Source organism: Bacillus timonensis, assembly GCF_000285535.1.
In the GTDB taxonomy this organism is placed as follows: domain Bacteria; phylum Bacillota; class Bacilli; order Bacillales; family Bacillaceae_L; genus Ferdinandcohnia; species Ferdinandcohnia timonensis.
Genome location: NZ_HE610985.1, coordinates 295,700 through 322,698 on the forward strand (window position 1 = coordinate 295,700; position 26,999 = coordinate 322,698).

A 26,999-nucleotide genomic window follows, 5' to 3' on the forward strand; every position below is an offset into this window, starting at 1 on the left:
CCTTTTGAGAATAAAACTCTCTGTTTATGAAAATTTGTTTTGTTTATCAATAAAAGAAATAAGGTGATAGCTTGGAAAAGGTCGTAGAAACTCATAACAATGCACCTCTAGAAAACATTAAAAAGGTCAAGCCTCCTTTAAAGAAAAGGATCAAAGATGAATGGAGAAAAAATGGTCTTGTTTATCTTGTACTTACTCCTGTATTAATCCATTTTCTAATCTTTCAAGTCATTCCATTTGTTTATAGTTTCATATTAACGTTTCTTAATTATCGAATTATCGGTACATCTGAGTTCGTTGGGTTACGAAACTGGAAGCAATTGTTTCAAGATGAGATCGCCTTGAAATCAATTTGGAACACTATATTATTTTCCTTCTATTATATACTTCCTACAATGGCACTTGGTTTGATTTTAGCGCTCATCATAAAATCAGGGATTCGATTTACGAAATTTTTTAAAGGGATCTTTTTCCTGCCGGTTGTTACTTCATTTGTTGTTGTGGCAGGTATCTGGGAATGGCTATTTTCAGGAACTGAATCAGGATTAATTAACTACGTAATAAGCTTTTTTGGAATTGAACCACAGTTGTTTTTATCTGATTCTTCACAAGCCTTACTTGTATTGGCTGGTTTGAGTATATTCAAAGTATCTGGTAGCACAATGATTTATTACTTTGCAGGGCTCCAGTCCATTCCAAAAGATATGTATGAAGCGGCAAAAATCGATGGTGCTTCACCTTTAAAATCCTTTTGGATGATTACTTTCCCATTATTAAAACCGATTCATTTTTATGTGTTAATCATAACTACGATTGGTTCTTTCCAAATCTTTGACTCTGCTTTTCTATTAACGAACGGGGGACCAAACTTCTCGACAAGTACGATTGTATTTTATTTATACCAAATAGGATTTACGAATTTGAACTTTAGCTATGCAGCAGTTTTATCTTATGTATTATTTGCGATTATCTTAATCATTTCGCTTATTCAGAGAAAATACTTTGGAAAAGATCAAGGTATTTATTAAGGCTGAGCGTGATTGTAAGGGAGATGAAATATCTTGATAAAAAAAACACTTAACTATTTAGTCCTGTTCTTCTTCGGGTTTTGTTTTCTCCTTCCATTTTTAATTATGGCATTAAGTTCATTTAAAGAAACAACTTATGCAGCTATGGATCCGTTATTTTGGATTCCAGACAGTGTGTCTTTTAGTAACTTTGCATATCTATTTCGTAATGATAATTTCTTACGATGGATTTTTAACTCTGTTGTGATTACAATTGTTCCTGTTTTTTCACAAATGTTTTTTGCTGGATTATTAGGCTATATTTTTGCAAGGAAGCAATTCTTCGGCAGGGAATTCATATTCTGGACATTTATGGCCGTCATCATGATTCCATCGCAACTCCTTATCATACCGAAATTTATCATGTTTTCAAAATTTGGTTGGATTAATGAATACCAAGCTCTGATTGTTCCAGAACTATGGGCGATTATGGGTGTATTCTTAGTTCGCCAATTCATGCAAGGCATTCCTATGGAATTAGATGAGGCTGCAAGAATGGATGGAGCTAATGATTTTCAGGTATTTCGCAAAATTTATATGCCATTAGCATTTCCGTCAATCGCTACCGTCGGAACGTTTGCGTTTGTAAGTAACTGGAATGATTTATTCCAACCATTAATTTATATGACAAATGAGAAAATGTACCCGATTACAGTTGGGCTAGCTTCTACATTAAGCAAAGAAGGAAACTTTGGTATTGAAATGGCGGGGGCAACACTCTCATTTATCCCGACCTTTTTAATCTTCTTATTCTTCCAGAAGTATTTTACAGAGGGCATACAGTTGTCAGGTCTAAAATAAGTTTCTTCATTTAAAAAGGAGTGAATGTATGAAGGATTTAAAAATAGGGATGATTGGTCTCGATACCTCGCATGCAACTGCTTTTACAAAACTGTTAAATGATTCTTCCCACCCCTTTTATGTAGGGGGTGGGAAAGTAGTCATGGCCTATCCTGTCGGTTCACCTGATTTTGATTTAAGTTATACACGGATTGGTCCTATTACAAAAGAGGTTGAACAGAATGGTGTTCAAATCGTTGATACAATCGAAGAAGTAGCAGACCAGTGTGATGCAGTTTTAGTAGAGTCAGTGGATGGAAGGGTTCATTTTGATCAAGTAAGCAAAATAATTGAGTTTAAAAAACCAATATTTGTAGATAAACCGTTTTGCTTAACTTCTTCCGATGCGAAAGGAATCGTGGAACTATCTGAAAAATATCATACGCCGATTATGAGCACTTCTGCTTTGCGTTTTGCAGAAAGTCTAACAAAAGCACTGGCAATTAAGGATAAAGGGAAGATAATTGGTGCGGACTGTTTTGGACCGATGGAGATAGTAGACACCCAACCAGGCTATTTTTGGTATGGGATTCATTCAGTTGAAATGCTTTATACGATACTAGGTAGTGGCGCAAAGCATGTTCGGTCAGAATCCAACCAGGATTTTGATGTCATTGTTTCAGAGTGGGAGGATGGTCGCATTGGTTCGGTGAGAGGGAATCGAAAGGGGAATGGTGATTTCGGTTCGGTCATTCATTTTGAAAAAGGGAGTGAGTATGTATCAATTAACTCATCCTCAAAACCCTTTTATGCTAGTTTATTAGAGAACGTTTTGGAGTTTTTTAAGGACGGTAAAACAAGAGTGCCTTTACATGAAACGATAGAAATTATTCGTTTTATTGAAGCGGCAAATGAAAGTAGGGAGACGGGGAACCAGGTGTTTTTTTAAAGGATATAGTAGGATAAGACAGCGGGTAATATAGTTCCCGCCGCCTCATCTTTTTTATTCGTGCTCATCTAGGATAAAGCTAAGACGATAAATCCGTCTTGGTCTACCTTTATAGGTAATTTTTTCTTCGCCTACAATATCTACTAAATTGGCGTCCATCCATTTCAATAGGATTCGATGGGCACTTCTTGTTGTAATGTTTAAAGTCGTAGCTAACTCTTGAGCTGTATAATCGTATTTTTTATGACGTGCTACTCGTGCCATTAATTTTGTCATATAGGCTGCTGACATACCGGCCTGTTCGGCTTTGTTAAGTAGTTCTGCATCTGTGATGGATAAATCATACTTTTCGTATTGTGTATCCGTGATAATGTCTACTGGACCGATCACACTTTGGTCTTCACGAACGATATAGCAGACATTACCACCGAGTTCCTTCGATTGACGAAGAGCGATTCTTGCGTGGTTACCTGCTTCAGCTGCAGAAAGCCCGAACCCTACACCGATGCTAATGGAGACACCTAGTTCTGTTTTTGCTGAATTCAACAATGGGATGAATTTATATCCACGTGTTTCTCTTTCGAAAATACCACGTGTTGTAATAAAAGAAAATTCATCTCCGCCAGAATTTATCAAATGACCATCAAGAAGTTTTGTATAATTCAACATCATTTGTTGAAATTTTAACTTGAGTAATTGTACTTCATGTTCCGTTTTGTATTTTTCGGTGGCTTTGTCGAATTTATCAATATCAATGATGCCAAACACGATTTGCGATTCTTTATTTTTCCGGGCCTCCGTCGCAAGCAATGCACGCTCGAGTGAAACGATTAAGTCCTGATAGGTTGGTGTAACCCATTCATTGGGTATTCCCAATTCTGAAAGTTTTAATGAAACTTCCTGGGTACCAGTAATGGCAATTGAACCCAATTTCTGATAATTCTCTTGGTGAAACTCAATAATTGCCTCGAAAGTAGTCGTCTCATTGTAATGTGGAAAGGAGGTACATTCATAATTGGTTTCGTCTAATTCATATAGAATCCTTTGGATGTATTTCTCATCAACCGTGTCGATTGAAAAGTGCCTGATATCATATTGATTCTTAATTAAAAATAAAGACCGATAAAGGCCCGTACCCATTAATGGAACATATTGTGCAGGAATGGCGAAATCAAAAAGTTGTTTGGCCTTTATATATGTTGGAAATTCCATAAAGAGGAGAACTTCGACCTTATTGACCAAGTCTTCAATCTCCTTACGCTCAATCGTTGATGGAGTTGCATGTAGAAAGAAAGGTTGAAAATTTGGAAACGATTCAAGCGCTTTCATAATTTCGTTCACAAGTGCTTCAGGACTTACAATGCCAATGATAATTTCAGTACTATTACTTGATAATTGATTTGTTTTCATCACGTCATCTCCATTTAAAGACATTTCCTTAATATGTCTTTTATTAATCTTACTACTAGATTAAGAGGAACATTTCCAATTGTCAATGAAAAAACCGGATTTATTTAAAGACTTTTAAGTGACTTGTCTTTTAATAAAGTCGATTATACAATGAAGTTAATTAGTTAGTAACCATGTTTTTCCTATTCTAGAACTTCAAAAAACATAACGAGGAGGATTTAAATGAAAACGATTGCGGAATTAGAGGATTTTATGTCAACGCCGAGCGAGGCATTAATAAAAGATATTCAACAACTTGATGGAGATATCATGATCTTAGGTGTAAGTGGGAAAATGGGACCGACTTTAGCCAAACTAACGAAGCGAGCTGTTGATCAGTCAGGTTTACCCAAAAAAGTAATTGGGGTTGCACGATTCACAGATGAGAGTTTAATAGACGAATTAGAGGCAGTCGGAATAGAAACAATCAAAGCAGATCTTTTGAAAGAAGAAGACCTACAAAACCTTCCAAATGTGAAAAACATTATTTTTATGGCTGGAACGAAATTTGGTACAGTTGGTAATGAGCACCGGACATGGGCGATGAATGCGTATCTTCCTGGACGTGTCGCTGAAAAGTTCAAAGACTCACGAATTGTTGCATTTTCAACTGGTAATGTTTATCCGCTGACTTCCGTATTGAGTAATGGATGCACGGAGGACGTGTCTCCAAATCCAGTTGGTGAATATGCACAATCCTGCTTAGGAAGAGAACGAGTGCTCACTTATTTCTCTCATAAACACCAAACACCTGTTGTCCTCTTCAGACTGAATTATGCAATCGACCTTCGATATGGAGTTTTACTGGAAATTGCAAAATCTGTTCACCAAGGTAAACCAATCGATTTAACAATGGGAAATGTAAATGTCATTTGGCAAGGTGATGCGAATGAATATGCGATTCGCTCTTTATTACATACAAATCACCCTCCACAAATTATTAATGTAACTGGACCTGAAACATTATCTGTAAGATGGCTTGCCACTGAATTCAGTAAACGAATGGAGAAGGAACCGTTGTTTGTTAACAGTGAAAGTCCTACAGCGTTGCTTAATAATGCTTCACTTGCCCATAAATTATTCGGCTATCCAAAGGTGACGGTTCAACAGATGATTGATTTGATTGCTCACTGGGTAATGAGTGATGGGCATACCATTAATAAGCCAACCCATTTCCAAGAAAGAGAGGGTGCATTTTAATGCTAAACTCGGCTGTTAAGAAAAAGCTTCATGAGGGCACAGTGATTCCAGCTCACCCACTTGCATTGACAGAAGAAAGACAGCTTGATGAGGCAGGGCAGCGAGCCCTGACCCGTTACTATATCGATGCTGGTGTTGGTGGAATTGCAGTAGGTGTTCATACCACCCAGTTTGAAATTCGTGATCCTGAATTCAATCTTTATCAAAAGGTGTTATCCATTGCCATTGAGGAAACGAAACGTGCAAATGTTTCGGATGATTTTATCAAAGTAGCAGGAATTTGCGGGCCGACAGAACAAGCCATTCGTGAAGCGACCTTTAGCAAAGAGATAGGCTATGACTTAGGATTATTGAGTATGGGTGGTTTACAGCATCTATCTGAAGAAGAATTACTTGAACGGACAGAAAAAGTAGCAGAAATTATTCCGGTATTTGGGTTCTATCTACAACCTGCAGTAGGTGGAAGAACTTTCTCCTATGAATTTTGGGAGCGCTTTGCCAATATTCCAAATGTGTATGCCATCAAAATTGCACCGTTTGATAGATATTGTTCAATTGATGTAGTTCGTGCGGTAAGTCATTCGCCTCGTAATGAAGAAATTGCTTTATATACTGGAAATGACGACAACATTGTTAATGATTTGTTAACGCCATTTGAATTCACTGTTGGAAATACAAAGGTGGAAAAGAACATCGTTGGTGGTCTTCTCGGACATTGGTCGGTTTGGACCAAACGAGTCGTTGAGACATTCGAGGAAATTAAAAAGGTTAGAAACCATGAATCCATTCCAAAGGAATTATTGACTCTAGGACAACAAATCACAGATGCCAATGCAGCCATATTTGATGCGCGAAATCGCTTTAAAGGAAGCATCGCTGGTATTAATGAAATCTTAGCAAGACAAGGATTGCTTCAAGGAAATTGGTGTTTGGTTGATCGTGAAGTACTAAGTCCAGGTCAGGCAGAAGAATTAGACCGTATTTATGCTAGCTACCCTCATTTACATGATGATGAATTTGTAAAAGCAAATCTATCAAAATGGTTGGCTAAATAATCGACGGAAGAAGGATTTCGAATGAAACGAATTGTAGCCCACAACAAAAAAGTTGAAATTATAGAAGATGAAATGCCAAGTATAGAGGGAAAACCTTCCTATATATTAGTTAAAACGTTGTATTCTGTTATTTCCCCAGGCACTGAATTATCGATGCTAGCGATTAGTGAAAATAAGCAGCTTCACCTTGGTTACAGTGCGATGGGTGAAGTAGTGGAATGTGGAAGTAACATCACGGACGTGAAAAAGGGAGATCTCGTCGCTTGTTACGGTGCGCCCTATGTACACCATGATGAATATTTATGTGTACCGAAAACCTTGTATGCAAAGGTTCCTGATACCGTAGATCCAAAGGAAGCTGCATTAGGTGGTCTTGGTGCGATTGCAATTCATGCACTTCGAATTGCTAACCTTCAATTTGGTGAAACCATCGTAATCGTTGGGTTAGGAGTTTTAGGACAATTGATTGCCAAAATTGCTAACGCCGCAGCTTTTAATGTAATCGCGTATGATCTCCACGAAAGTCGAGTAGAAATGCTAGAGAAAGAAAAAATTAAATCATTTTCGTCCGTAGAAGCAATGGAAAAGGCTATAAACATTGAAACAAATTCTCAAGGAGCAGATGCCGTCCTTTTATGTGCAGGAGGAAAGCGCTCTCCACTTACTCATGAATGTCTGAAATGGATCCGTAAAAAAGGCAAGGCTGTTATTGTCGGTGATATCGAGCCAGACTTCCCAAGAGACTTAATGTTTGGCAAAGAGGCGCAGTTACTCATTTCACGTGCTGGTGGTCCTGGAAGATATGACAGTGTATATGAAAGGGAAGCCATTGATTATCCTTATGAATATGTTCGCTGGACAGAAGGTAGGAACTTAGAAGAATATGTGCGTCTTATTAAGGAAAAAAGAATTGATGTTCAGCCATTTATTTCAGAAATTGTTGAACTTACTGATGCGCCACATGAATTTGAAAAACTGTTAAACAAAGAATCTACAACACTTACAAAATTAATTCATTTTACGTAAACGAAGAAGAAGGTTGTAAACGGAAAGGATTTTGAAATCAGATGATGTGTAACCACTTTTACTTACAAGGAAATGTTGTTACTGATAAAAGAATCTATAAAAATAGGCTTCTTGAAATCAAAGATGGAAAAATTATTTTCGTTGGCAAGAAAGATGATAGAAAAAAAGAGGATCTGCCCTTCTACCAAGTAGATGGGTGGATCTGTCCTGGTTATATTGACACACATATACACGGTCTCAATGGTGATGATTTTATGGATCGTACAAAGGAAGGTTTTTATCGTATTCAAGATGGGCTTCCATCCTTTGGAGTGACAAGTTTCTTGTCAACTTCAAGGGCAGCCACATTAGATGATATTAAAACCTTCCTTTTATTAAGTAAACAAGTAGCTGCTGAAAAACGTAATGGTGCTCAGCTACTTGGTATTCATTTGGAAGGCCCTTGGATTAATCAAAAATATAAGGGTGCTCAAAAAGAGGAGTACATAATAGAACCTGAAATAGAGGGAGTTCGTTCCACCCTGCATATCGCTGAAGATTTGATTCGCATTGTAACATTGGCTCCAGAGCTTCCACATGGACTCGAGGTTATTAAATTATTACATGACAAAAAAGTGGCTATATCCGCAGGACATACAGATGCTTCCTATGAGGAAATTGAACAGGCAATTGAGTATGGATTATCGAGAATTACCCATTGTTTCAATGGAATGGCTCCAATCACACATCGGAATTTAACAGTTGCATTTGCAGCTCTCGATAAAGAAGAATTACACTGCGAAATGATAGCTGATGGCATACATCTACATTCGAAAATAATTGAGTTACTTTACAAAATGAAAGGCGTCGACCACATAACATTAATATCCGATTGCACCGGAACGAATCAATTACCTGAAGGATGTCATCAAATTGGTGGGAAAACAGTCTACAAACAAGATGGTAAAGTAACATTGGCGAATGGAAGCCTTGCAGGAAGTGCTTTAACTCTAGACAAAGCAGTTCAATATATTGTTTTTACTTGTTCTGTCCCAATTGAAGAGGCCGTGCAGATGGCCACCTATAATCCAGCTATTGTATCTGGAGTCAGCCATCGAAAAGGCAGAATTGCAGTGGGCTATGATGCCGATCTTGTCATTTTATCAACTGAATTAGAAGTGAAAAGTACGATTATAGACGGCAACTTTGTTTTTTGAGCTTAGTAAGTAATCGTTACGTGAAAAACGAAAAGAGGTATCCACAATGAAAATAAATGTTATGGGTGAAACAAATTCAATTTTAAAAGGATTAGAGTTTTTAACAGATGAATTGAATATTGAATTACACGAAAATGGCTACCCGATTACAGTTACACAAAGGGTAGGTCCTATTCAAGTACTGAATAAGGATGGAAAAGGTGAAATCTTTTATCAAGAAAAAATCCACTTTTATCGCGCAATCGGGGTCTGGTTAGAGAACTATCAAAAAAATGGAGAATTTGAGTTAACTGAACAACCCCATTTTCAAACAAGTGGTATCATGTTGGACGTTTCCCGAAATGCCGTATTGAAAGTAGATGAGGTACAAGGTCTACTTAGGAAATTGGCAGTTATGGGGTTAAATGTCGTTATGCTTTATACAGAAGATACGTATGAAGTTCCAGAATATCCGTATTTTGGATATATGCGTGGTAGATATACGGAAGACGAATTAAAAATATGTGATGAATATGCAGATGCTCTAGGTATAGAAATGATTCCATGTATTCAAACACTTGCCCATTTAACAATGGCATTAAAATGGGGCTATGCTCAAGAAATAAGAGATACTGCTGATATCTTATTAGTTGGTGAATCAAAAACATACCATTTTATTGAAAGTATGATTAAGGCTGCATCAAAACCATTTAGATCAAACCGGATTCATTTAGGGATGGACGAAGCTCATCAGCTCGGGTTAGGTAGATATCTAGATTTACACGGATATGAAAACCGTTTTGACATTATGAACAAACATCTAGACAAAGTTGTATCTATCGCTGAGGCACAAGGTCTAAATCCAATGATTTGGAGTGATATGTATTTCCGCTTAGGCTCAAAACATGGTGGATATTATGATAATGACGTCCATATTCCAAAAGAAGCAATTGAGTCTATACCTGAAAATGTCCAACTTGTTTATTGGGATTATTATCATGCAGATGAAGAGTTTTATACTTCTTATCTTCAAAAACATAAAGAGTTAGGAAGAAATACCCTTTTTGCAGGTGGGGCATGGACATGGAATGGCATTTCCCCAAATTACGGAAGAGCATTTGTAACGACAGAAGCTGCACTAACAGCGTGTAAAAAAGATGGCCTCGAAGAAGTTTTTACGACATTATGGGGTGACAATGGAGCAGAAACTCCGCTTACATCGGCGCTACCTGTCATTCAACTTTATGCGGAACACACCTATCACGAAATAGTTACAAAAGAACATTTAGCACAGCGCTTTCAGTTTTGTACAGGTGGAATTTTAGAGGATTATCTCATCCTAAATCAATTGGATGAAACCCCAGGTGTGATGAAAAACAATTTAAATTCATCTAATGCATCAAAGTTCTTATTGTGGCAGGATCTGCTAATCGGTTTATTTGATGAAAATATTCGCGGACTTCAAATGAATGAACATTATCAAAAGCTAGTCCCTCAATTAAAGGCAGCAAAGGAAAGAAACCCGAATGCCGTTCAACTATTTGAGTTCTATGAACAAGTAGCAAAGGTTTTAAGTGTAAAGGCAGAATTAGGCATTCAGTTGAAGCAAGCATATGACAGAAGTGATAAAGAGAGTATGTCAGACCTTCTTGAATTGGTTAAAGGAATGATTAACGAGGTACGTCTATTACACTCTAAACATAGGGATGTTTGGTTTTCATTATATAAACCATTTGGTTGGGAGATTATTGAATTTCGCTATGGAGGACTTCTTGCCCGTTTGGAAACAACTCAAATACGGATTCAACAATGGCTAGAAGGTAAAATTGATAGAATTGAAGAATTAGAAGAAAAGAGATTACTACATGATGGTCCAAATGGAATTCTGGAAGGCTCTTTAGGGAATCACTTTTACCATCGAATTGCAACGGCAGGTAATTTAAATTGGTAGTTTTGTAAACGTATCCAAATATAAGAGGCAACTTAGGGAATATGAGGAAAGAGGGGGATTGTATGCAACACGTTTTATTAATTGGTGCAGGAACAATGGGAAAGGAACATGCTAATTCCTATTATGCGATGAAAGATGTTCGTGTCGTTGGGATTGTAGACAAACGAACAGAACAAGCACAGGAAGTTATCGGTGATAAAGATACCATCGTTTTTGAAAGCATAGAAGAGGCGGTAAATACACTCGAACATATTGATGTGATTGATGTTTGTGTTCCGACTTTCCTGCATAAAGAGTATGTCATGAAAGCTGCTGATTTTGGAATTGATGTTATTTGTGAAAAACCATTAGCTTATACACTTGAAGATGCAAAGGAAATGATGGACTACTGTGATAAAAAACAGGTGAAATTATTTGTTGGGCATGTTGTTCGTTTCTTCCCGCAGTATGCAAAAGCAAAAGAGCTCGTTGCCAATGGTGCAATTGGGGAGATTGGAGTCGTTCGAACAAGACGAGGTGGAAATTTCCCCGCAGGTTGGACCGATTGGTATTCAAATGCAGCGAAAAGTGGTGGCGTGATACTAGATTTAATTATTCATGATTTTGATTTTTTACGCTGGAACTTTGGAGAAGTGGAGCGAGTATATGCAAAAGGTCTTCCTAACCTTCATTATGCAATTGTGACAGTAGCCTTTCAATCAGGGGTAATCGCACATGTTGAGGGTTCGTGGGTCCATCAAACATTTTCGACTCAATTTGAGTTTGCTGGAACAAATGGGATTGTTGATTATGATAGTTCTAAAGAAGAACCTGTTTTCCTTTCCATAAAGCAATCAAATGGAGATGTAGGTGGTGTTCAAGTACCTCAAAGTCCTTTGAGAAGATCACCTTACTTTACCGAACTCCAGCATTTCTTGAAATGTTTAAAAACAAATGAAACGCCGATTGTAACAGCTGAAGATGCCTATAGAGCGATGGAAATATCAATTGCAGCCCTTCAATCTTTAAAAACAGGTTTACCTGTAACACTTGGTCAAAAGGGGGAAAACTAACATGAAAATTGGCATCATTAGCTTTGCCCATATGCACGCGAATAGTTATGCGTCTGTTATAAATGAAATGGAAGATGTCACATTAGCTGGAATTGCCGATGATAATGAGGATAGAGGTACGAAAAATTCACAGCTTTTTGACACCGTTTATTATAAAAATTATCAAGATTTACTCGACACTGACATTGATGCGGTTATTGTTACCTCCGAAAATAGTTTACACCATCAACATGTAATTGCAGCTGCTAAAGCTGGTAAACATGTACTATGTGAAAAGCCGTTAGCCACTAATGTAAAAGACATTGAAGATATGATTCGAGTCTGTGAACAACATGGAGTACTGCTAGGAACGGCGTTTCCTGTCCGATTCAATACACCTATTCTGGAAGCAAAAAAGGTAATTGAAAAAGGTGTATTAGGTGATATTTTAGCCATTAAAGGGACAAATCGTGGAACCAATCCTGGTGGTTGGTTTATTGACAAGGAGAAATCAGGTGGTGGAGCAGTACTCGACCATACGGTACACGTTGTCGATATTATGAGATGGTTTACAGGGGCTGAAGTGAAGGAAGTATACGCTGAAATTGGCAATGTCTATATTGATCATGAAATTGACGATTGTGGAATTTTAACGATGGAATTTACAAATGGCATGTTTGCCACTCTCGATTGCAGCTGGTCAAGAAATAGTGCCTATCCTACATGGGGCGATGTCACAATGGAAATTATCGGGACAAATGGCAGTTTGAAAATTGATGCTTTCGCTCAAAAAATCGATTTCTACTCCAATCAGGACGGGGTCAATTGGATTAGCTGGGGAGATGATATGGACGCAGGTCTGATTGAGGATTTTGTTGCAAGTATAAAAGAAGGAAAAGCACCACTTGCGACAGGCCATTCAGGCTTGAAAGCGGTGGAGGTAGCACTAGCCGCCTATCAATCTTTCGAGAAAAAAGCACCAGTAAAATTAAGCTAACCATGAAAGAATGTTCAGTTACTAAAAATAGGGGTGAGTAAATGACAGTCTCACAAGAATTACAAGCGGATATTGTGATAATTGGAGGAGGCCTTGGCGGGTGTGCTGCGGCACTTTCTGCCTTACAATCCGGAAAAAACGTCATCTTAACAGAAGAGACAAAATGGATTGGCGGTCAAATTACAAACCAAGGAGTGCCACCGGACGAGCATCCTTGGATTGAAAGCTTTGGAGCGACAAGAAGTTATCGGACTTTCCGTAAAAAAATAAGAGAATATTATGTTGCTAATCTTCCAGTAAAAAATATTGAACGAACGAATGATCAATTTAATCCTGGTACTGCCATTGTAAGTAAAATAAGTCACGAGCCAAGAGTTGCATTAAGGGTACTCTACGATATGCTTGCACCTTATATAAGCAATGGAAAGCTAACATTATTAACAGAATATAAAATCATACATGCTGAAACAAAACAAGATGACGTTCAAGCTGTGACTGTTCAACATACAAGTACTGGCTATTCTTACCTTTTAAAAGGAGCGTATTTTTTGGATGCAACAGAAGTGGGTGATGTTTTACCACTTGCTGGAGTTGAATATGTTACCGGTGCAGAATCACAGGTTGAAACTGGAGAACCCCATGCACCAAAGGATGCAGAGCCATTTAATATGCAGGCTTTTACGTATTGTTTTGCGATTGATCATATTGAAGGAGAAAATCATACAATCGAAAAGCCTGCACAATATGAGTTTTGGAAAAACTATCAAGCTGACTTTTGGCCAGCTAAGCAATTAAGCTGGTGGGGACTTGTCCCTCATACATTGGAGCCGATTGAGTATTCCTTATTCTATGAGCCTAATCGTTTTTCACTTTGGAATTATCGTAGAATAATTGATAAAAATAATTTTGAACCAGGTACATTTCAAAGTGATATGACAATCGTTAATTGGCCTCAAAATGATTATTGGTTAGGTCCTATCATTGATGTATCCGATGAAGAAAAAGAAAAGCATTTATATAATGCCAAACAACTAAGTTTGTCTTTACTTTATTGGATGCAAACGGAGGCACCACGTCCAGATGGTGGAAAAGGTTATCCTGGCATTCGATTACGAAAAGATGTGTTAGGTACTGAAGATGGCTTGGCAATGTACCCTTATATTCGAGAATCAAGAAGAATTAAAGCACAATTTACAGTAAAAGAACAACATATTAGTGGTGAAATTGAAGGGAAAGACAGTGCAACCTATTTTCCTGATAGCGTCGGAATTGGAAGTTATCGCTTAGATCTGCATCCGAGTACAGGAATGAATACGTATATTGATTTTTCATCTCATCCATTTCAAATTCCACTCGGCAGTTTACTTCCTATTCGTGTTAAAAACGTGTTGCCTGCAAGTAAAAATATTGGGACCACACACATTACGAATGGCTGTTATCGACTTCATCCGGTCGAATGGAATATCGGGGAAGCAGCCGGCCACCTAGCAGCCTATTGTATTGACCATGAAATCGTCCCACAAGAAGTCAGGAGTCAGGAAGGAAAATTAAGAGATTTTCAGTCGCATTTAGTGAAAGCGGGAATTGAACTAGAGTGGCCCAAAATTCATAAAATCTGATAAAAAATAGAGTGGAGTGGATAAGGAATGATAGCTCTCGTTGACAAAAGTATGAAAATGAAAAATCAAGTAATCTTTACTCACTATTTTTCAGACATCAATAATCTTTTACAAGAAGACCTCCATTCCTATTCATGTATTTTTATAAATGGTCATGACAATGGAAAACCAATGAAATTGTCATATGAGATGCTTGAAAAGCTATGGAATTTTGTGGAACATGGAGGGATGGTATATGGGGAGCTCATCAATTGTGATGACTTCCCATCTTCCCGTCTTTTTGGATTCAAGCAAGATTTTACCGTAACCCATCGTCGATTAGAAAAACTAGTGATATCACGTGAGAATAGCTATTGTAAAAAAGGGCAGCTGCTCGAATGGCATGGGCCCTTTATAACAGGCTTTACCTTTGACACCGAAAGATTGCTAAATATAGGTAATTTTAAAGAGACACATTCGACGGATGAAGAAGGAAAATACCCTGGTATTGTTGTGAAAAACCATGGGAAAGGAAAAGCCATTTTTTCGACGTTTTCTTTTTTAGGCAATGAACAGTATTGGGCGTTACGGCCTAATTGGTTATGGAATCAGGTTATCAACTGGTTACAAACCGATTACCATTTGCCACTACAGAGCAAACAACCAATCATTCTCCCGACAAAAGAAACGAATAGTAAAAAGACAATTGAAAAAGGGATGAACTGGTTTTTAACCTCTGGTATTTTACCAAAGGAAGATGGTTGTCTCGGAATTTATGAAAATATACATTCGATTCGAAGTGATATTAGTAAAGACTATCGTCCTGATTGTCATGCACATACAGCCCTGTTATTTTATCTTTATGGAGAATATGCAAACGAACAAAAATGGATTGAGCGTTCTAATAATTTATTAAACTACTTATTTGAAGCCGGTTATCAGGATACCGATCCTGATTCAGCAACATATGGTTTTTGGAAATGGTTTCAAAGTCCGAAAAGAAAGCCAGATCAAATTTTTTCAGATGATAATAGTTGGGTAACACTTGTCCTACTATATTTATACCGGAAAACAGGTAAAACGGAATATAAAGAGAGAGGTTTATTAACCGCTTATGCTCTTTTACAAACCCAAAATAAAAACGGACTTAGACCAGAATGTATTCGTGAACAAGAATTACTTGATAATGGTACCGCATATTTCAAAAATTCAACATTGGCCAGTATGAATCCTCATTTTGAAGCAATTGTTCATGCTGCTTTTATCCAAGCTTATTTTGTTTCAAAGGATGATGCTTTTTTACAAACGGCGTATCAGGGTACCTTAACACTGCTTGAAAATAAAAGAGATTTAAAGTTTATGTATAGTAAGACGGCTGGTTATAGTAGATTCTTACTGTCATTAGCACAAATGTATGCCGTTACAAAGGATGAAATCATTCTAAAAGGGCTACAAGAAGTACTGGAGTACTTAACTAACCATCAACATGATTTAGGTGGAATTGAGGAAAGTGATAATCCAGAGCCTGACCGCTATGGTACAGAGGACACAGGAGTGTTCCGAATGAATGGAGAAGGAATTGCGGACCAATTATATACGAATAATTTCTTACTAATGAATTCATGGGAGGCTTGGAAAGCAACTGGCGACCCAAAAGTTAAAGAGTTACATGAAAAGCTTGTTCAATTTTTAGCCTCCATTCAGATTACTTCTTCAAAAAAGGAATTTGATGGTGGATGGATGCGGTCTTTTCATCTCGAGAGTGGAGAGTATTTTGGCAATAATGGTGACACTGGCTGGGGTGCATATGTGATAGAAAGCGGATGGACAAATGCAATTATTCTCTCAAGCCTTATTTTAAAAGAACTAGATCAATCCTTATTGGATTTGTGAGAGGAGGCGCACTATGTCAGTAACATGCAGCATTCTTACTGATGAAAAACCTGTCGTATATGCGAAAGAAGAACTGCTTAAGTATATCCAACAAGTCGGACAGCCCATTCCGTATACTTTTGTGTTAGGGATGGAACAAGATTTTATTGAAAAGGGTTTAGTTGAACAACCTACATTAAAGAAAAACTCGACAATTGACACTTTTCAACTAGTACAAAAGAACAGCGAGATTTATATCATCGGCTCAAATCCTAGGTCGGTACTTTATGGTGTTTATCATACTTGTAAAAAACTATTTGGTTACAAGTGGGTTCATTTTTTATCCAAAGAAAATATAGTATACAAGGATGCAAGTTTTGAATCATCAACCCTTCATACTGGGAAAATGGGTAGAAGAGGGTTGGTTATTGAAAATTATGATGACACCTCATTCCTTTTACAAATCATCGATTGGGCAGCTAAACACTATATAAATGAACTGTTTTTTACGTTTATGTTATGGGACAAGGTAAAATCAGAAATTGAAAAAGAGATCGAAAAACGTGGGTTCACCATTACCATTGGTGGTCATAGCATGCACTACTTATTACGTGATATCTCTGTTTCGGATAAAAGGCAGATTAATTATTCAGATGATAGTTGGAAAGGTTTACTAATTGATAAAATAAAAATTATCTCGAAAAAACACCATCTATCAAAAGGTTATCTTTATGGCCAGCCGATATAGGGATAAACGATGATCAAGATTTTTTATCCAAATACATTGCATTTACTGAACAAGTAAAAGAGCAAATTCCTAGTTTAGAAGTAGAGCATATCGCTTACAATGCGGGATTATCTTGGGATATGTTAGAGTTACCAGATCGTTTCGATAGTTCGAAAACGGTAGATACGTTATACGCATACTGGGGTCGCAATTACCAGCAATCTTTTAATAATGAGGAACGAGCCTATAATGCTTTACAAAAATGGTGTCAATTAACAAAAGACACACATAAAGAAATTACAATATTTGAATACTATAGTGACCATTTTATGTTAGGGAATCTATTCCCACCTTTATTTCATAGGATTTATGAAGATATCAATCTGTATTCAAAGTTGGGAATTAGCCAAATGGTCAATCTGATTGTTCCATACATTCCAAAAGAAAATGTGAATGAACGAGATTTCCAGTTTCCATGGCAATCCATACAGCTAATGAACAGTTACTATTTTGCACGATTAACGTGGGGCGATGACTTTGAAGAAATTGAAAAAGACTTTTACTCCATCTTTAATGAGCATCAAATAGTGGCCAAGAATGTACTTACCAAAATGGAGTCTACCCTCTCAGGAGTATCGAAATGGAATGTCCCACTATTTCCGAGTAGGGTAATAGATCCTGAAAAAGTGAAAGAGTGTGAGGACTTACATCGTATTATCTATGACCTACACAAATGGAAAAATGAACTTGAACCATTTAAAGTTGATTTTAACTCAGAAATGAAAGACCCATACAGTATGATTACTTTTTATCTTCATTATGTGTGTGAAATGCTAGAGATTTACTTACAAGAGTGGAAGGAAAAGGTAGAATAAGAGTCGAATTACATACAGTAAGGCATAGGGGGGAAATGATGAAACAGCGAATTATGTTTATTGGTGACAGTATTACGTGGTGGGGAATGAGCGAGGATGATTCGATAGGAACTGGTTATGTACGTTTGTTACATGACTATTTAAAGATTTCCTATCCTGATAGGAATCTAGAAATTATAAACAAAGGGATTAGTGGAAATCGGGTAATAGATTTAGCAGAACGGTGGGACCGTGATGTGATTTCTTATCTTCCCGATATTGTTTCGATTTCTATCGGAATCAATGATGTATGGAGACAAGTGGATTCTCCTGACATCGAACAAGTGTTACCAAACCGGTTTGAAGAAGTACTAGAGCAACTTCTTATTACTACGAAGCAAAAAACTAATGCAACAATCGTTTTAATGGAACCTACGGTAATATCAGAGGATATTCAGGGAAAAGGAAATATAATGTTAAAACCCTATGTTGATATCATGCATCAACTAGCAGAAAAATACCACGCAGTCGTTGTTCCAACACATCAGGCATTTCTTGCGTTTTTAACATACAAGAAAGAATTTCCTCTTACGATAGACGGTGTCCATATGAACACCACAGGGAATATGCTCATGGCAAAAACATGGATACAAGCAACAAACGAGCTACTTGGTAATAATTAAGTTTATGCGAGGAAATCTCTAGATAGTCCAAATCAAGGAACGTATTTAATTTTAAAAGTTTGTTGATTGGAGCGGAAGGTACGAGACTCCTGCGGGAAAAGCGGGGCCAGGGGAGACCCCACTGGAGCTTGCGACGAGGAGGCTCCCGGACCGCCCGCGGAAAGCGAGTGCCTGCAGTGGAAATCAACTTCACGTTTTAAGCGACAATACTATAAAAAAGAAGGGTTGACCTAAAATGTCATTTTCAATGACTTTCCGGGCAACTCTTTTTTATTTGCTTTCATTTTACCAACTGTAGGTAAAATCAATAAGTTTCATATACGAACCAGAATCTAACACTTTTCGACACTCTCGTAAAGGTATAATTATAAAAACAAAGGAATAGGGAGGTTCGATTCTTGCTAGATTCTACTAACGAATTTTACATAAGCAGTGCAGAAAGACAATTAATAATCAAAGGAATTAGACGCGGATTAGAGCGTTTCTATAAGGACAGAGAAGGGAAACCCGAACTCATCACTGAAAGAAACTTCATCTCCAGACAACGTGCCTCTTATGTTTTCGACTCCATCTACCACATCGCGAATCAACATCCAGAATTAAATGTAACACCCGAAATAAGAACCGCAGGGTTATCCTATGAATATGTTTTGCTATTTTTCGAAACGAGAAAAATCGTAGTGACCTTCAGCCAAGTAAAACGACCGGAAGATCTACCGGAATATAGTGAATACAGAAATGAATACACGGAAGGAAATCGTCTGTACAATCCTCAGCTTTCGTTTTTCCGAGAGGAAGCTGAACATAATCTAAAACTTTATAAACATTTAGTCGTCACCTTTAATGGTTCACATGGACCAGATCCACGTTTCGTATGGATTGGTGCCACAACACCTGAACAGAATGCGTGGATTTATCATGAAGAACTAAAGGAAGGTGTGGTCTTAAGCTAAACAAGTTGTTCCATTTTAGTTAGAGATACTAGTATCCCGGAGGATGTATATACCTACATCCTCCGGGATTTTATTTCATTTCGTTCATTCAGCGCTTTTTTTGAAAGAACACTTTAATACTTCAAATACTATTCTCGGCTTCATTAATATCGTCATCGGCCGTTTTAGGTTCATCACCTTAATAAAAGAATCATAAATTTTCTCGTCTTTCCCTGATAAAAGAAATACGTTTTTGGCATACCATTGGAGGATAGGGAGTCCGAGTGGTTTTTTACCAGTCGTCTCAGGATATCGAAAATCCTCAGTTAGGACCATATTCCAAATTGGAGCTATGATTTTCGCAGCTTCTTGATGAAATTTTTGTGCAATATTTTCTTGAGACTGTGTTTCTAAAATACCTTTTAATGCAAGTGCTTCTACTACTGCAATACTCATTCCTTGACCGAAAAAGGGATCAATTCTACATATCGTATCCCCAATCATTAAAAGACCCTCAGGCAAATTCTTTACCTTGTCAATTTTTCTCCATGTAATATGTGGCACCCGATAAATAGATATATCCGTGACGGGGTTAGCATTTTGTAATTCATGATAAATATCGGATTTTGATAGTTTTTTCGCTAACTCTACTAAACTAGTAATCTTCTCTTTACTAGTAATGCTGTCATGATATCCAATGAATGTTACCAAATATCGATTTCCCTCTACTCTTGAAATGGACCCGGCCATTTTTTCGTGAGGTGGATTTGGATAAAGCAGCTTTATTGTCCAGTCTCGATCATCATTTTCTGGTAACTCTACAATCTGACTGACGTATGTTAAGTCAATTTTAACTTGTTCAGCAGGGATGTGTATGCCTTTTTCGGTTAGCCAACGATGGGAGAAACTACTTGCTCCACTCGCATCTACAACAAGGTCAGCATGAATTACGGAGCCATTTTTTAGTTCAATCCCAGTAATTCGATTTTTTACCTCGTCATAAATAAATTTTTTAACACTTTGATTATATTGAATGATAATATTTTTATCCTGTATTATATATTGGTTAATATGCCATTCCAAGTGAGGTCTTGTTTGGAGTGTTGTTGTGTAACTACCATCATAGCGTAGCTTCCACACTCCATGATGGTGCCATGCAAGATCCTTAGTTGAATTGATTACTACTGCACCTGTTGACTGAAATTTTTCAGTAATTCCAGGAAAGAGCTCTTCAAGCCCGTGTTCTCCAGCGTGCAGCAATGCATGGATATGATTACCTTGTGGTGCACCTTTTCTTGGTGCAGGTGAAGAAACCTCAGAATCTTGCTCTATTATCATTATTTCTTTATAGTAATTTGAAAGAACTCGCGCTGCCAATTTTCCAGCGATTCCTCCGCCAATAATGATTACTTTGTTTTTATCCAACATTTGTGACAACACTCCTACATCGAATTATTCCTTTTTCTATTGTAAATGGCAATCGCCAAAAAAGGTACATAATAATGATGTAAATCTGTTATCTAGTATGGCACACGTATGTTATCTTATAGATATCGCGTTTAGGAAGGGAAAAATATGCAAACATTAAAACCTGCCATTCATTTTAAAAATGTTAATTTTCATGCAGACAACAAACATATTTTAAAAAATATCACAGGTTCTTTTTATGAAGGAACGATTACGTCATTAGTTGGGCCATCTGGAGCGGGGAAATCAACATTGCTTAAGCTTTGTAATGGACTCTTGTCTCCGGACTCCGGTGAAATTTACATAAAGGAAAAGGATATCAATACATTCGAGCCAGTTGAATTACGCCGGAATGTTGGAATTGCGCTGCAAAATGCACCAATGGTAAACGGGACTGTTTTTCATAATATATCTTTACCATTGACGCTCCAAGGGAAAAAACTTGAGAAAAGTACAGCGAAAGATTTAATAGAAGACGTTGGACTTGAAGAAGAATTATTACATCGAGATGTCCGAGACTTATCGGGTGGACAGCGTCAGAAAGTGTCTATTGCGCGTACGCTCGTTAACCAGCCTCAAATCATGTTGTTGGATGAAATAACATCTGCGCTTGATCGCGTTTCTAAAACAGAAATTGAAGAACTAATCGAAAAAATCAACAAAAAGTACAAGGTAACCATTATCTGGATTACCCATAACATCCAACAAGCCATTGAAATAGGCGACTATGTGTGGGTGTTAATGGAAGGGGAAGTCATTGAAACAGGAAAAAGCACATTGTTGAAATCTCCTACTCATCATAAAGTAAAACAATTTGTGAAGGGGGAGATGGAATGAATACACTTGCTTTAGCTATCGCACTCATTTTTGTACTGATTCCCATTTTTTTATCGAAAGCCTTTAACTTGGGCTTGGAAAAAGACACAACTATCGCGGTTGTCCGCTCGATTATTCAATTGTTTGCGGTCGGGTACATTTTAAAATTTGTCTTCGAAACCGAAAGTCTCATTTATATTTTTCTAATGGTCATTGTAATGATTGTTGCGGCAACTCAAAATGCAAGAAAAAAAGGAAAGACGATTAAAGGAATAACTTGGAAAGTAGCGGCGACGTTAGTTTTTATCGAAGTGCTTACACAAGCTATTTTACTTGGTTTTCACATTACACCTGCAACAGCACAGTACATCATTCCTATCAGTGGGATGGTAGTCGGCAATTCGATGGTTCTTGCGATTTTATTTTTAAACCGATTCACTGCTGAGGTTGATACCCACCAAGAACAAACGGAACTTATTCTGTCCTTAGGAGGAAACCCAAAACAAGCGATTCATACACAGCTCATCACATCGATTAAGGCAAGTATGATTCCAACGATTGAAAGTCAAAAAACAATCGGGCTTGTTCAACTTCCAGGCATGATGAGCGGTCAGATCATCGCAGGAGCCAGTCCCGTTCAAGCTGTACAATTTCAATTGCTTGTACTCTTTTTGCTTTTAACAACAGCGGCGGTAACAAGTATCATGCTCGGATTTTTATCCTATCCAACACTATTCAACCAACGAATGCAATTTTTGAAGATAAGATAATAAGAGCTCAAAAACCAAAAATGCCTGAACCTTTGAAAGGATCAGGCATTTATCTATATGATTTAACAGGCGACCACTACCACAGTATCAGGTACACCTAATTTGTTTTCTAAGGTTAATGAAACTAATATTTGAACACATGTCGTCCAATCTTTACGGCAGTCGTTCTTGAATCCAGCCAGCGACTTGTAGCTGTGGTAGGATTATAAAAGAACAATGCTTCCTTTGCGATATGCCTCATTTCAGTCAGTGCAGCGCGCACTGCTTTTTTAGACTCTTCATCAGCTGGTTTATTAATTGCACCATTTCTTACAGGCTGGAACTGGCCACGTTGATAAATTACGTCTCGAATTGTATTAGGGAATTTGGGGCTTTCTACTCGATTTAATACAACAGCCGCAACAGCAACTTTTCCTTCAAAAGGTTCAGCTTGAGCTTCTGCTCGTACAATTCTTGCTAATAAATCTAACTCATCCGTAGAAAAATTATAATTTGTTGAAACACTCTTTACTTCTGTTACAACTTTTTCTTCCTTTACCGTTTCTTGCGTAGCAACGACAACTTCTTCTTTTTTCTCGACATTCATTCCTATAAATAATTTAGGGGAGTTATCATGTCCCTCTGTATGTATGTGCTGCCCGACAATAATCAGGTCTAAATCTTTTACTTGTGGGTTCATCACTGCTAATTCTTCTAAAGTTATGTCATGCTTACGTGCAATTTCTGACATTGTGTCACCTTTTTGTACTGTATAAGCAAATGCTTGATCCGCAAAAAATAGAGATGCTATAAAGATCGCTAGTCCAAATAGTATTTTTTTCATAGTAATAGTCCTCCTAGTCAATTTAGTACTTGGTAACTCTCTATGACTCATTTCTATGAAAAAAATAAGTAGATTAGTATTACAGTTTCTTTACAGGTAGATTACAGCCTTGTCTATCTTCCAAATACTAGAAAAAGGGACGGTTTCTTCTTCATGAAGAGGACCGTCCCTTTTCATCATTTTTGGCTTTTTTGAAAGTAGCCTTCGACACTATTAATGTGTTTTACCATAAGGCTGCTGGCGAGTTCTGGGTTTCGCTGCCTCATCGCGTCTAGAATAGATTTATGGTAATTAAGTGACTCATTCATAACCCCTAGAACAGTCACTCCTTTTTCTTGAGAGTGCTTGATTAAATTATTAATGGATTCATATAGATTGAATAAGACAAGGTTTTTCGATGCTTTCGCAATTCTTTCATGAAAGAGCAGATTTGAAGTGACATACACGGATTGATTGTTATCGTGAATTGAAAGCTCCATCTCATCAATGGTATGTTCGATTTCATCAAAGTCTTCAGAACTAGCCCTTGTTGTTGCTAAATAGGTTAATTCTCTCTCTAGAAATCTTCGCGCCTCAAAAATATCTTGCCAGTCTGCTGAGGAAAAATAGAGCTGAAACATGAGGGAGTCAGAGAAAAACTTATCATGATTACCTGTAATTATTGTACCTTTTTGCGTTTTCTCAATTAATCCTTGTGCTTCCAAAACTTTTAACGCTTCCCTTAAGGATGGCCTTCCTACCTCAAACAAATTCATAAGCTCTCGTTCAGGAGGAAGTTTATCACCTTCATTTAACTTGCCTTGAAGAACAAGGTCCTTAATTTGGTTAACGATACTATCCGTCACATTCAAACGTTTTACTGGTTCGATCATTTTTCTATCACCTTTCATATCTAGTACAATAATGTTAAATTCTACCTATATTGCTATAAAACAACATCCCCCCTAATTATATGTAAAAGGGGGGATGAATTGACCTATTAATCTATTTCGCAATTTCCCCATGTAAGGTTTGAATTTTATTGAGCCGCATTTTTAAAAGATAGGCACCTATGGCCATTACAAGGATTGCTGTTATCAAGCCGATTACAATATTTTGAGTAAATCCAAGAACGATGAAGCCAATAATGGAAGAAATACTTGAAAGTACTGCATAAGGGAGCTGTGTCACCATATGATCAATAGGGTGGACTGAACTTCCAATCGAAGCAAGAATGGTAGTATCAGATAATGGTGACGTATGTTCTCCAAATACAGTTCCTGCTAAAACGGCACCAATTACTGGGATAAGAAACGTGACATCCATTGTCGCGACAATTTCAGCTCCAATTGGAATCATCAGGCCAGCCGTGCCAAGCGTACTTCCAATGGAATAAGAAATAAACGCTGCAAAAACAAAGAAAATAACTGGTAGCCAGGCAAGATGCAGATTTCCATCAATTAATGTTGCTAAATATTCACCAACACCTAGTGAAGAAATCACTCCCGCTGTAACTAATGCAAGGAAGAGAATGGCTACACTCGGTAGTGTCGTTTTGATTCCTGCAAGTGCTGAGATCTTTAAATGTTCGGCGGACGTTTTTTTCATGAGCAGTCTAGTTAATATAACAAGGTCAGCCGCAATTGCACCATATACTAAGGAAAGAATAATATCCGTGTTAATTAGAACGTCAAAAGCAGTAATGGGGCCTTCTGCACTTGAACGTCCAATCCAGATTGCAGAAATCACTGTTACGATAATTAATGTTAAAACAGGGAATACTAAATCAGCCATTTTTCCGTCATTTCTTGTAGGCAGCTTTGTATCTTCAGAACCTGGAACCTTACCTCTTTTTGTATCAAATAAAATGTCTTCTTCAACTGCACGATTTTCATCCTTACGCATTTGCCCAACATTAATACCAAAATATGCCACAATAAACACAAGGACAATCGTGGTAATCGTATAATAGTTCGTTGGAATTGCTAGTAAAAATGCTTCTAAAGCTTGGTAGGAAGTAATCTCATTAGCGGTTAAAACACCTGCAATAATGGACGTAATAAAAGCTGCGAGTCCTGAAATAGGAATGAGAAGAGCGATTGGTGCAGAGGTTGAGTGGATTAAATAAGATAATTTAGAGTGAGAAATTTGGTATTTATCGGTAACAGATCTCATTACGCTACCGCGGAATAGACAGCTAAAGGCATCATCAAACCATGTGAAAAAACCTAGAAACATCGTGGCCATCTGGGCTTGAACTCTTGTTTTTGCAACCTTTACTCCCCATTCAGAAAACGCATATATCCCGCCTGAAAGATAGAGAAGGGAGGAGAGTATACCAATTAACACTACGAACAATAAGACTTTGCCATCACCTATTAATACCGAAGACATGATTTGATAGACATTGACAACACTATCAATGATATTCCATTGATTATAAAGCAGTGCACCTAATGCGATTCCAATACCTAATGATAAAAATAAGCGCTTCGTAAAGATGATAATGGCAATCGTTACAACCGGTGGAATCAGTGAAAAAATTGTACCTTCCATTTATGAACCCCCTTTAATAATAGAACATAATTGTAATCGCTTACATTGTTTTATAAAAAATCATTCGTGACTTGCATAAACAATGGGGGAATTTTAATTCGAAAATTACAAGTCTAGTCACGAATGAGCTCTTCAAAATGTTTGTTATTCCGCAATTCGATTTATTAATTTACCAAGTCCTTCTACTTCACAAACAATTTCATCACCAGGTTTCAACCAATTTTTTTCCTTCATTCCTAAAATAACGCCTTCAGGTGTACCTGTAAATATGACATCACCTGGTTCTAGAGTCATTGTCTGTGACAAGTCACTGATCATTTCAGCAATCGGGAAAATCATTAGTTCTGTATTAGAACTTTGACGTAATTCACCATTTACCCAACATTTCAAATCGAGGTTTTGTGGATTTGGAATCTCATCAGCTGTGACAAGATAAGGTCCAATTGGGGCAAACTGGTCAATTGCTTTTCCATACATCCACTGGATAGTTCTGGTTTGAAGCTCTCTTGCTGATAAATCATTTCCAGTCGCATATCCAAACACATAGTCTAGTGCTTCCTCTTGCGTAATATTTTTCGCTTGTTTTCCCATCACAACAACCATTTCAACCTCGTAATCGACTTGTTTCGTCACAGAAGGTGGTACAATATCTTCGTTATGTGCTGCAAGGCTATTTTGATACTTAGGGAAGTAAATTGGATAATCTGGTACTGTAAAGTTTGCTTCAGCGACATGGGCGCGATAATTTGCTCCTGTACATATGATTTTTTTCGGTTTTTGAACAGCTGGAGCAAATGAGATAGAATCTTCGTCTAAAAATTCTTCGGCTTTGCTTACAATCTGCTGTAGTTGTTCTAGTCCTGATGTGCCGCTTGAAATCACTTCATCGACCGTGGTAGGGGCCGATAAACCAGCTTTTTCTGCAGTGGCCTTTACATCAACAATGCCACTGTCTGTTTTAATACCTAAACGAACACCATCTGTAGCTTGAAACGAAAGTAATTTCATTCCTGTCACCATCCTATTCATTTTTTATGGAAGGCTATTTTCTAAAAGTTTGTTGCAAATGGAAAAAAACTATTGATTGCTGCGAAAGGTGGCGACTCCAGCGGGAAAAGCGTGAGACTTGAGACCTCACAGGATCGATTAGCGACGAGGAGGCTTAAGCCACGCCCGTAGAAAGCGTCCACCTGCAGCGGAAATCAATTATTTCAATAACAACAAAGTTCGCGAAAACAACCT

The 26,999-nt window shown here is 37.5% G+C and carries 24 protein-coding genes; 18 read left to right on the forward strand and 6 right to left on the reverse strand.

Annotated elements, in window-relative coordinates; translation table 11 throughout:
* Positions 1–71: 71 nt before the first annotated feature.
* From BTHG_RS01780 to BTHG_RS01790, 3 genes are read left to right on the forward strand one after another with little or no spacing between them, the layout of a single operon-like run.
* Complete coding sequence (locus BTHG_RS01780; protein WP_010281336.1) at positions 72–1,028, forward strand: carbohydrate ABC transporter permease; 957 nt, start codon at positions 72–74, stop codon at positions 1,026–1,028.
* A 36-nt stretch (positions 1,029–1,064) separates the two neighbouring features.
* Positions 1,065–1,868 carry a carbohydrate ABC transporter permease gene (locus BTHG_RS01785; protein ID WP_042341512.1) on the forward strand — a complete coding sequence of 268 codons (804 nt, stop codon included), beginning with the start codon at positions 1,065–1,067 and terminating at the stop codon, positions 1,866–1,868.
* 28 nt (positions 1,869–1,896) lie between these two features.
* Positions 1,897–2,796, forward strand: a complete 900-nt coding sequence (locus BTHG_RS01790) for a Gfo/Idh/MocA family protein (RefSeq protein ID WP_010281344.1) — start codon at positions 1,897–1,899, stop codon at positions 2,794–2,796.
* Between the two features lie 54 nt (positions 2,797–2,850).
* Here BTHG_RS01790 and BTHG_RS01795 read toward each other — a convergent pair whose 3' ends face one another.
* The gene (locus tag BTHG_RS01795; RefSeq protein WP_010281346.1) at positions 2,851–4,206 is read right to left on the reverse strand and encodes a hypothetical protein; all 1,356 of its coding nucleotides are present in this window, start codon (positions 4,204–4,206) and stop codon (positions 2,851–2,853) included.
* 222 nt (positions 4,207–4,428) lie between these two features.
* Between BTHG_RS01795 and BTHG_RS01800 the strand changes: the two genes are divergently transcribed.
* The 13 genes from BTHG_RS01800 to BTHG_RS01860 all read left to right on the forward strand — a co-directional run bounded on the left by BTHG_RS01800 (position 4,429) and on the right by BTHG_RS01860 (position 19,367).
* Entirely contained in the window at positions 4,429–5,445 is a 1,017-nt protein-coding gene (locus BTHG_RS01800) for an NAD-dependent epimerase/dehydratase family protein (RefSeq protein WP_010281348.1), read from the forward strand.
* On the forward strand, positions 5,445–6,500 hold the full coding sequence (locus tag BTHG_RS01805; protein WP_010281352.1) for a dihydrodipicolinate synthase family protein: 1,056 nt from the start codon (positions 5,445–5,447) through the stop codon (positions 6,498–6,500). The genes BTHG_RS01800 and BTHG_RS01805 overlap by 1 nt, the downstream gene beginning before the upstream one ends.
* 21 nt (positions 6,501–6,521) lie before the next feature.
* Positions 6,522–7,526 carry a zinc-dependent alcohol dehydrogenase gene (locus BTHG_RS01810; protein WP_010281354.1) on the forward strand — a complete coding sequence of 335 codons (1,005 nt, stop codon included), beginning with the start codon at positions 6,522–6,524 and terminating at the stop codon, positions 7,524–7,526.
* A 41-nt stretch (positions 7,527–7,567) separates the two neighbouring features.
* Positions 7,568–8,722, forward strand: a complete 1,155-nt coding sequence (gene nagA, locus BTHG_RS01815; protein ID WP_010281358.1) for an N-acetylglucosamine-6-phosphate deacetylase — start codon at positions 7,568–7,570, stop codon at positions 8,720–8,722.
* Between the two features lie 46 nt (positions 8,723–8,768).
* On the forward strand, positions 8,769–10,652 hold the full coding sequence (locus BTHG_RS01820) for a beta-N-acetylhexosaminidase (protein WP_010281360.1): 1,884 nt from the start codon (positions 8,769–8,771) through the stop codon (positions 10,650–10,652).
* Positions 10,653–10,714: 62 nt separating this feature from the next.
* Complete coding sequence (locus BTHG_RS01825; protein WP_010281363.1) at positions 10,715–11,704, forward strand: Gfo/Idh/MocA family protein; 990 nt, start codon at positions 10,715–10,717, stop codon at positions 11,702–11,704.
* 1 nt (position 11,705) lies between these two features.
* Positions 11,706–12,680, forward strand: coding sequence for a Gfo/Idh/MocA family protein (locus BTHG_RS01830; protein WP_010281366.1), 975 nt, complete (start codon positions 11,706–11,708; stop codon positions 12,678–12,680).
* A gap of 41 nt (positions 12,681–12,721) precedes the next feature.
* Complete coding sequence (locus BTHG_RS01835; protein ID WP_010281369.1) at positions 12,722–14,299, forward strand: FAD-dependent oxidoreductase; 1,578 nt, start codon at positions 12,722–12,724, stop codon at positions 14,297–14,299.
* Between the two features lie 27 nt (positions 14,300–14,326).
* Complete coding sequence (locus tag BTHG_RS01840; RefSeq protein ID WP_010281372.1) at positions 14,327–16,171, forward strand: hypothetical protein; 1,845 nt, start codon at positions 14,327–14,329, stop codon at positions 16,169–16,171.
* A gap of 13 nt (positions 16,172–16,184) precedes the next feature.
* On the forward strand, positions 16,185–16,898 hold the full coding sequence (locus BTHG_RS01845; RefSeq protein ID WP_010281374.1) for a hypothetical protein: 714 nt from the start codon (positions 16,185–16,187) through the stop codon (positions 16,896–16,898).
* A 119-nt stretch (positions 16,899–17,017) separates the two neighbouring features.
* Positions 17,018–17,752 carry a hypothetical protein gene (locus BTHG_RS01850; RefSeq protein ID WP_010281377.1) on the forward strand — a complete coding sequence of 245 codons (735 nt, stop codon included), beginning with the start codon at positions 17,018–17,020 and terminating at the stop codon, positions 17,750–17,752.
* A 38-nt stretch (positions 17,753–17,790) separates the two neighbouring features.
* On the forward strand, positions 17,791–18,414 hold the full coding sequence (locus BTHG_RS01855) for an SGNH/GDSL hydrolase family protein (RefSeq protein ID WP_010281380.1): 624 nt from the start codon (positions 17,791–17,793) through the stop codon (positions 18,412–18,414).
* Between the two features lie 398 nt (positions 18,415–18,812).
* Entirely contained in the window at positions 18,813–19,367 is a 555-nt protein-coding gene (locus tag BTHG_RS01860; protein ID WP_010281381.1) for a hypothetical protein, read from the forward strand.
* Positions 19,368–19,451: 84 nt separating this feature from the next.
* Here BTHG_RS01860 and BTHG_RS01865 read toward each other — a convergent pair whose 3' ends face one another.
* A complete protein-coding gene (locus BTHG_RS01865; protein ID WP_010281384.1) occupies positions 19,452–20,774 on the reverse strand; it encodes an FAD-dependent oxidoreductase in 1,323 nt (440 codons plus the stop codon).
* 147 nt (positions 20,775–20,921) lie between these two features.
* Between BTHG_RS01865 and BTHG_RS01870 the strand changes: the two genes are divergently transcribed.
* Positions 20,922–21,650, forward strand: a complete 729-nt coding sequence (locus BTHG_RS01870; protein WP_010281386.1) for an ABC transporter ATP-binding protein — start codon at positions 20,922–20,924, stop codon at positions 21,648–21,650.
* Positions 21,647–22,399: an ABC transporter permease gene (locus tag BTHG_RS01875; RefSeq protein ID WP_010281388.1), complete on the forward strand. Its 753-nt coding sequence runs from the start codon at positions 21,647–21,649 to the stop codon at positions 22,397–22,399. Before BTHG_RS01870 ends, BTHG_RS01875 begins: the two co-directional genes overlap by 4 nt.
* Before the next feature lie 124 nt (positions 22,400–22,523).
* Here BTHG_RS01875 and BTHG_RS24050 read toward each other — a convergent pair whose 3' ends face one another.
* The 4 genes from BTHG_RS24050 to BTHG_RS01895 form a co-directional block, all read right to left on the reverse strand.
* Complete coding sequence (locus BTHG_RS24050) at positions 22,524–23,222, reverse strand: cell wall hydrolase (RefSeq protein WP_010281390.1); 699 nt, start codon at positions 23,220–23,222, stop codon at positions 22,524–22,526.
* A gap of 176 nt (positions 23,223–23,398) precedes the next feature.
* Positions 23,399–24,094, reverse strand: a complete 696-nt coding sequence (locus BTHG_RS01885) for a FadR/GntR family transcriptional regulator (protein WP_010281401.1) — start codon at positions 24,092–24,094, stop codon at positions 23,399–23,401.
* Positions 24,095–24,206: 112 nt separating this feature from the next.
* Complete coding sequence (locus tag BTHG_RS01890; RefSeq protein WP_010281404.1) at positions 24,207–25,757, reverse strand: Na+/H+ antiporter NhaC family protein; 1,551 nt, start codon at positions 25,755–25,757, stop codon at positions 24,207–24,209.
* 144 nt (positions 25,758–25,901) lie between these two features.
* Positions 25,902–26,765, reverse strand: a complete 864-nt coding sequence (locus BTHG_RS01895; protein ID WP_010281406.1) for a fumarylacetoacetate hydrolase family protein — start codon at positions 26,763–26,765, stop codon at positions 25,902–25,904.
* Between the last annotated feature and the right edge of the window lie 234 nt (positions 26,766–26,999).

What these genes read in the sequence shown, in the direction of transcription:
- BTHG_RS01875 (WP_010281388.1), top strand. Translation starts at nt 21,647, where the DNA reads ATGAATACACTTGCTTTAGCTATCGCACTCATTTTTGTACTGATTCCC.
- nagA (WP_010281358.1), top strand. Translation starts at nt 7,568, where the DNA reads ATGATGTGTAACCACTTTTACTTACAAGGAAATGTTGTTACTGATAAA.
- BTHG_RS01865 (WP_010281384.1), bottom strand. Translation starts at nt 20,774, where the DNA reads ATGTTGGATAAAAACAAAGTAATCATTATTGGCGGAGGAATCGCTGGA.
- BTHG_RS01790 (WP_010281344.1), top strand. Translation starts at nt 1,897, where the DNA reads ATGAAGGATTTAAAAATAGGGATGATTGGTCTCGATACCTCGCATGCA.
- BTHG_RS01810 (WP_010281354.1), top strand. Translation starts at nt 6,522, where the DNA reads ATGAAACGAATTGTAGCCCACAACAAAAAAGTTGAAATTATAGAAGAT.
- BTHG_RS01885 (WP_010281401.1), bottom strand. Translation starts at nt 24,094, where the DNA reads ATGATCGAACCAGTAAAACGTTTGAATGTGACGGATAGTATCGTTAAC.
- BTHG_RS01855 (WP_010281380.1), top strand. Translation starts at nt 17,791, where the DNA reads ATGAAACAGCGAATTATGTTTATTGGTGACAGTATTACGTGGTGGGGA.
- BTHG_RS01830 (WP_010281366.1), top strand. Translation starts at nt 11,706, where the DNA reads ATGAAAATTGGCATCATTAGCTTTGCCCATATGCACGCGAATAGTTAT.
- BTHG_RS01895 (WP_010281406.1), bottom strand. Translation starts at nt 26,765, where the DNA reads ATGAAATTACTTTCGTTTCAAGCTACAGATGGTGTTCGTTTAGGTATT.
- BTHG_RS01890 (WP_010281404.1), bottom strand. Translation starts at nt 25,757, where the DNA reads ATGGAAGGTACAATTTTTTCACTGATTCCACCGGTTGTAACGATTGCC.
- BTHG_RS01825 (WP_010281363.1), top strand. Translation starts at nt 10,715, where the DNA reads ATGCAACACGTTTTATTAATTGGTGCAGGAACAATGGGAAAGGAACAT.
- BTHG_RS01850 (WP_010281377.1), top strand. Translation starts at nt 17,018, where the DNA reads ATGTTAGAGTTACCAGATCGTTTCGATAGTTCGAAAACGGTAGATACG.
- BTHG_RS01845 (WP_010281374.1), top strand. Translation starts at nt 16,185, where the DNA reads ATGTCAGTAACATGCAGCATTCTTACTGATGAAAAACCTGTCGTATAT.
- BTHG_RS01795 (WP_010281346.1), bottom strand. Translation starts at nt 4,206, where the DNA reads ATGAAAACAAATCAATTATCAAGTAATAGTACTGAAATTATCATTGGC.
- BTHG_RS01805 (WP_010281352.1), top strand. Translation starts at nt 5,445, where the DNA reads ATGCTAAACTCGGCTGTTAAGAAAAAGCTTCATGAGGGCACAGTGATT.
- BTHG_RS24050 (WP_010281390.1), bottom strand. Translation starts at nt 23,222, where the DNA reads ATGAAAAAAATACTATTTGGACTAGCGATCTTTATAGCATCTCTATTT.
- BTHG_RS01870 (WP_010281386.1), top strand. Translation starts at nt 20,922, where the DNA reads ATGCAAACATTAAAACCTGCCATTCATTTTAAAAATGTTAATTTTCAT.
- BTHG_RS01840 (WP_010281372.1), top strand. Translation starts at nt 14,327, where the DNA reads ATGATAGCTCTCGTTGACAAAAGTATGAAAATGAAAAATCAAGTAATC.
- BTHG_RS01800 (WP_010281348.1), top strand. Translation starts at nt 4,429, where the DNA reads ATGAAAACGATTGCGGAATTAGAGGATTTTATGTCAACGCCGAGCGAG.
- BTHG_RS01835 (WP_010281369.1), top strand. Translation starts at nt 12,722, where the DNA reads ATGACAGTCTCACAAGAATTACAAGCGGATATTGTGATAATTGGAGGA.
- BTHG_RS01820 (WP_010281360.1), top strand. Translation starts at nt 8,769, where the DNA reads ATGAAAATAAATGTTATGGGTGAAACAAATTCAATTTTAAAAGGATTA.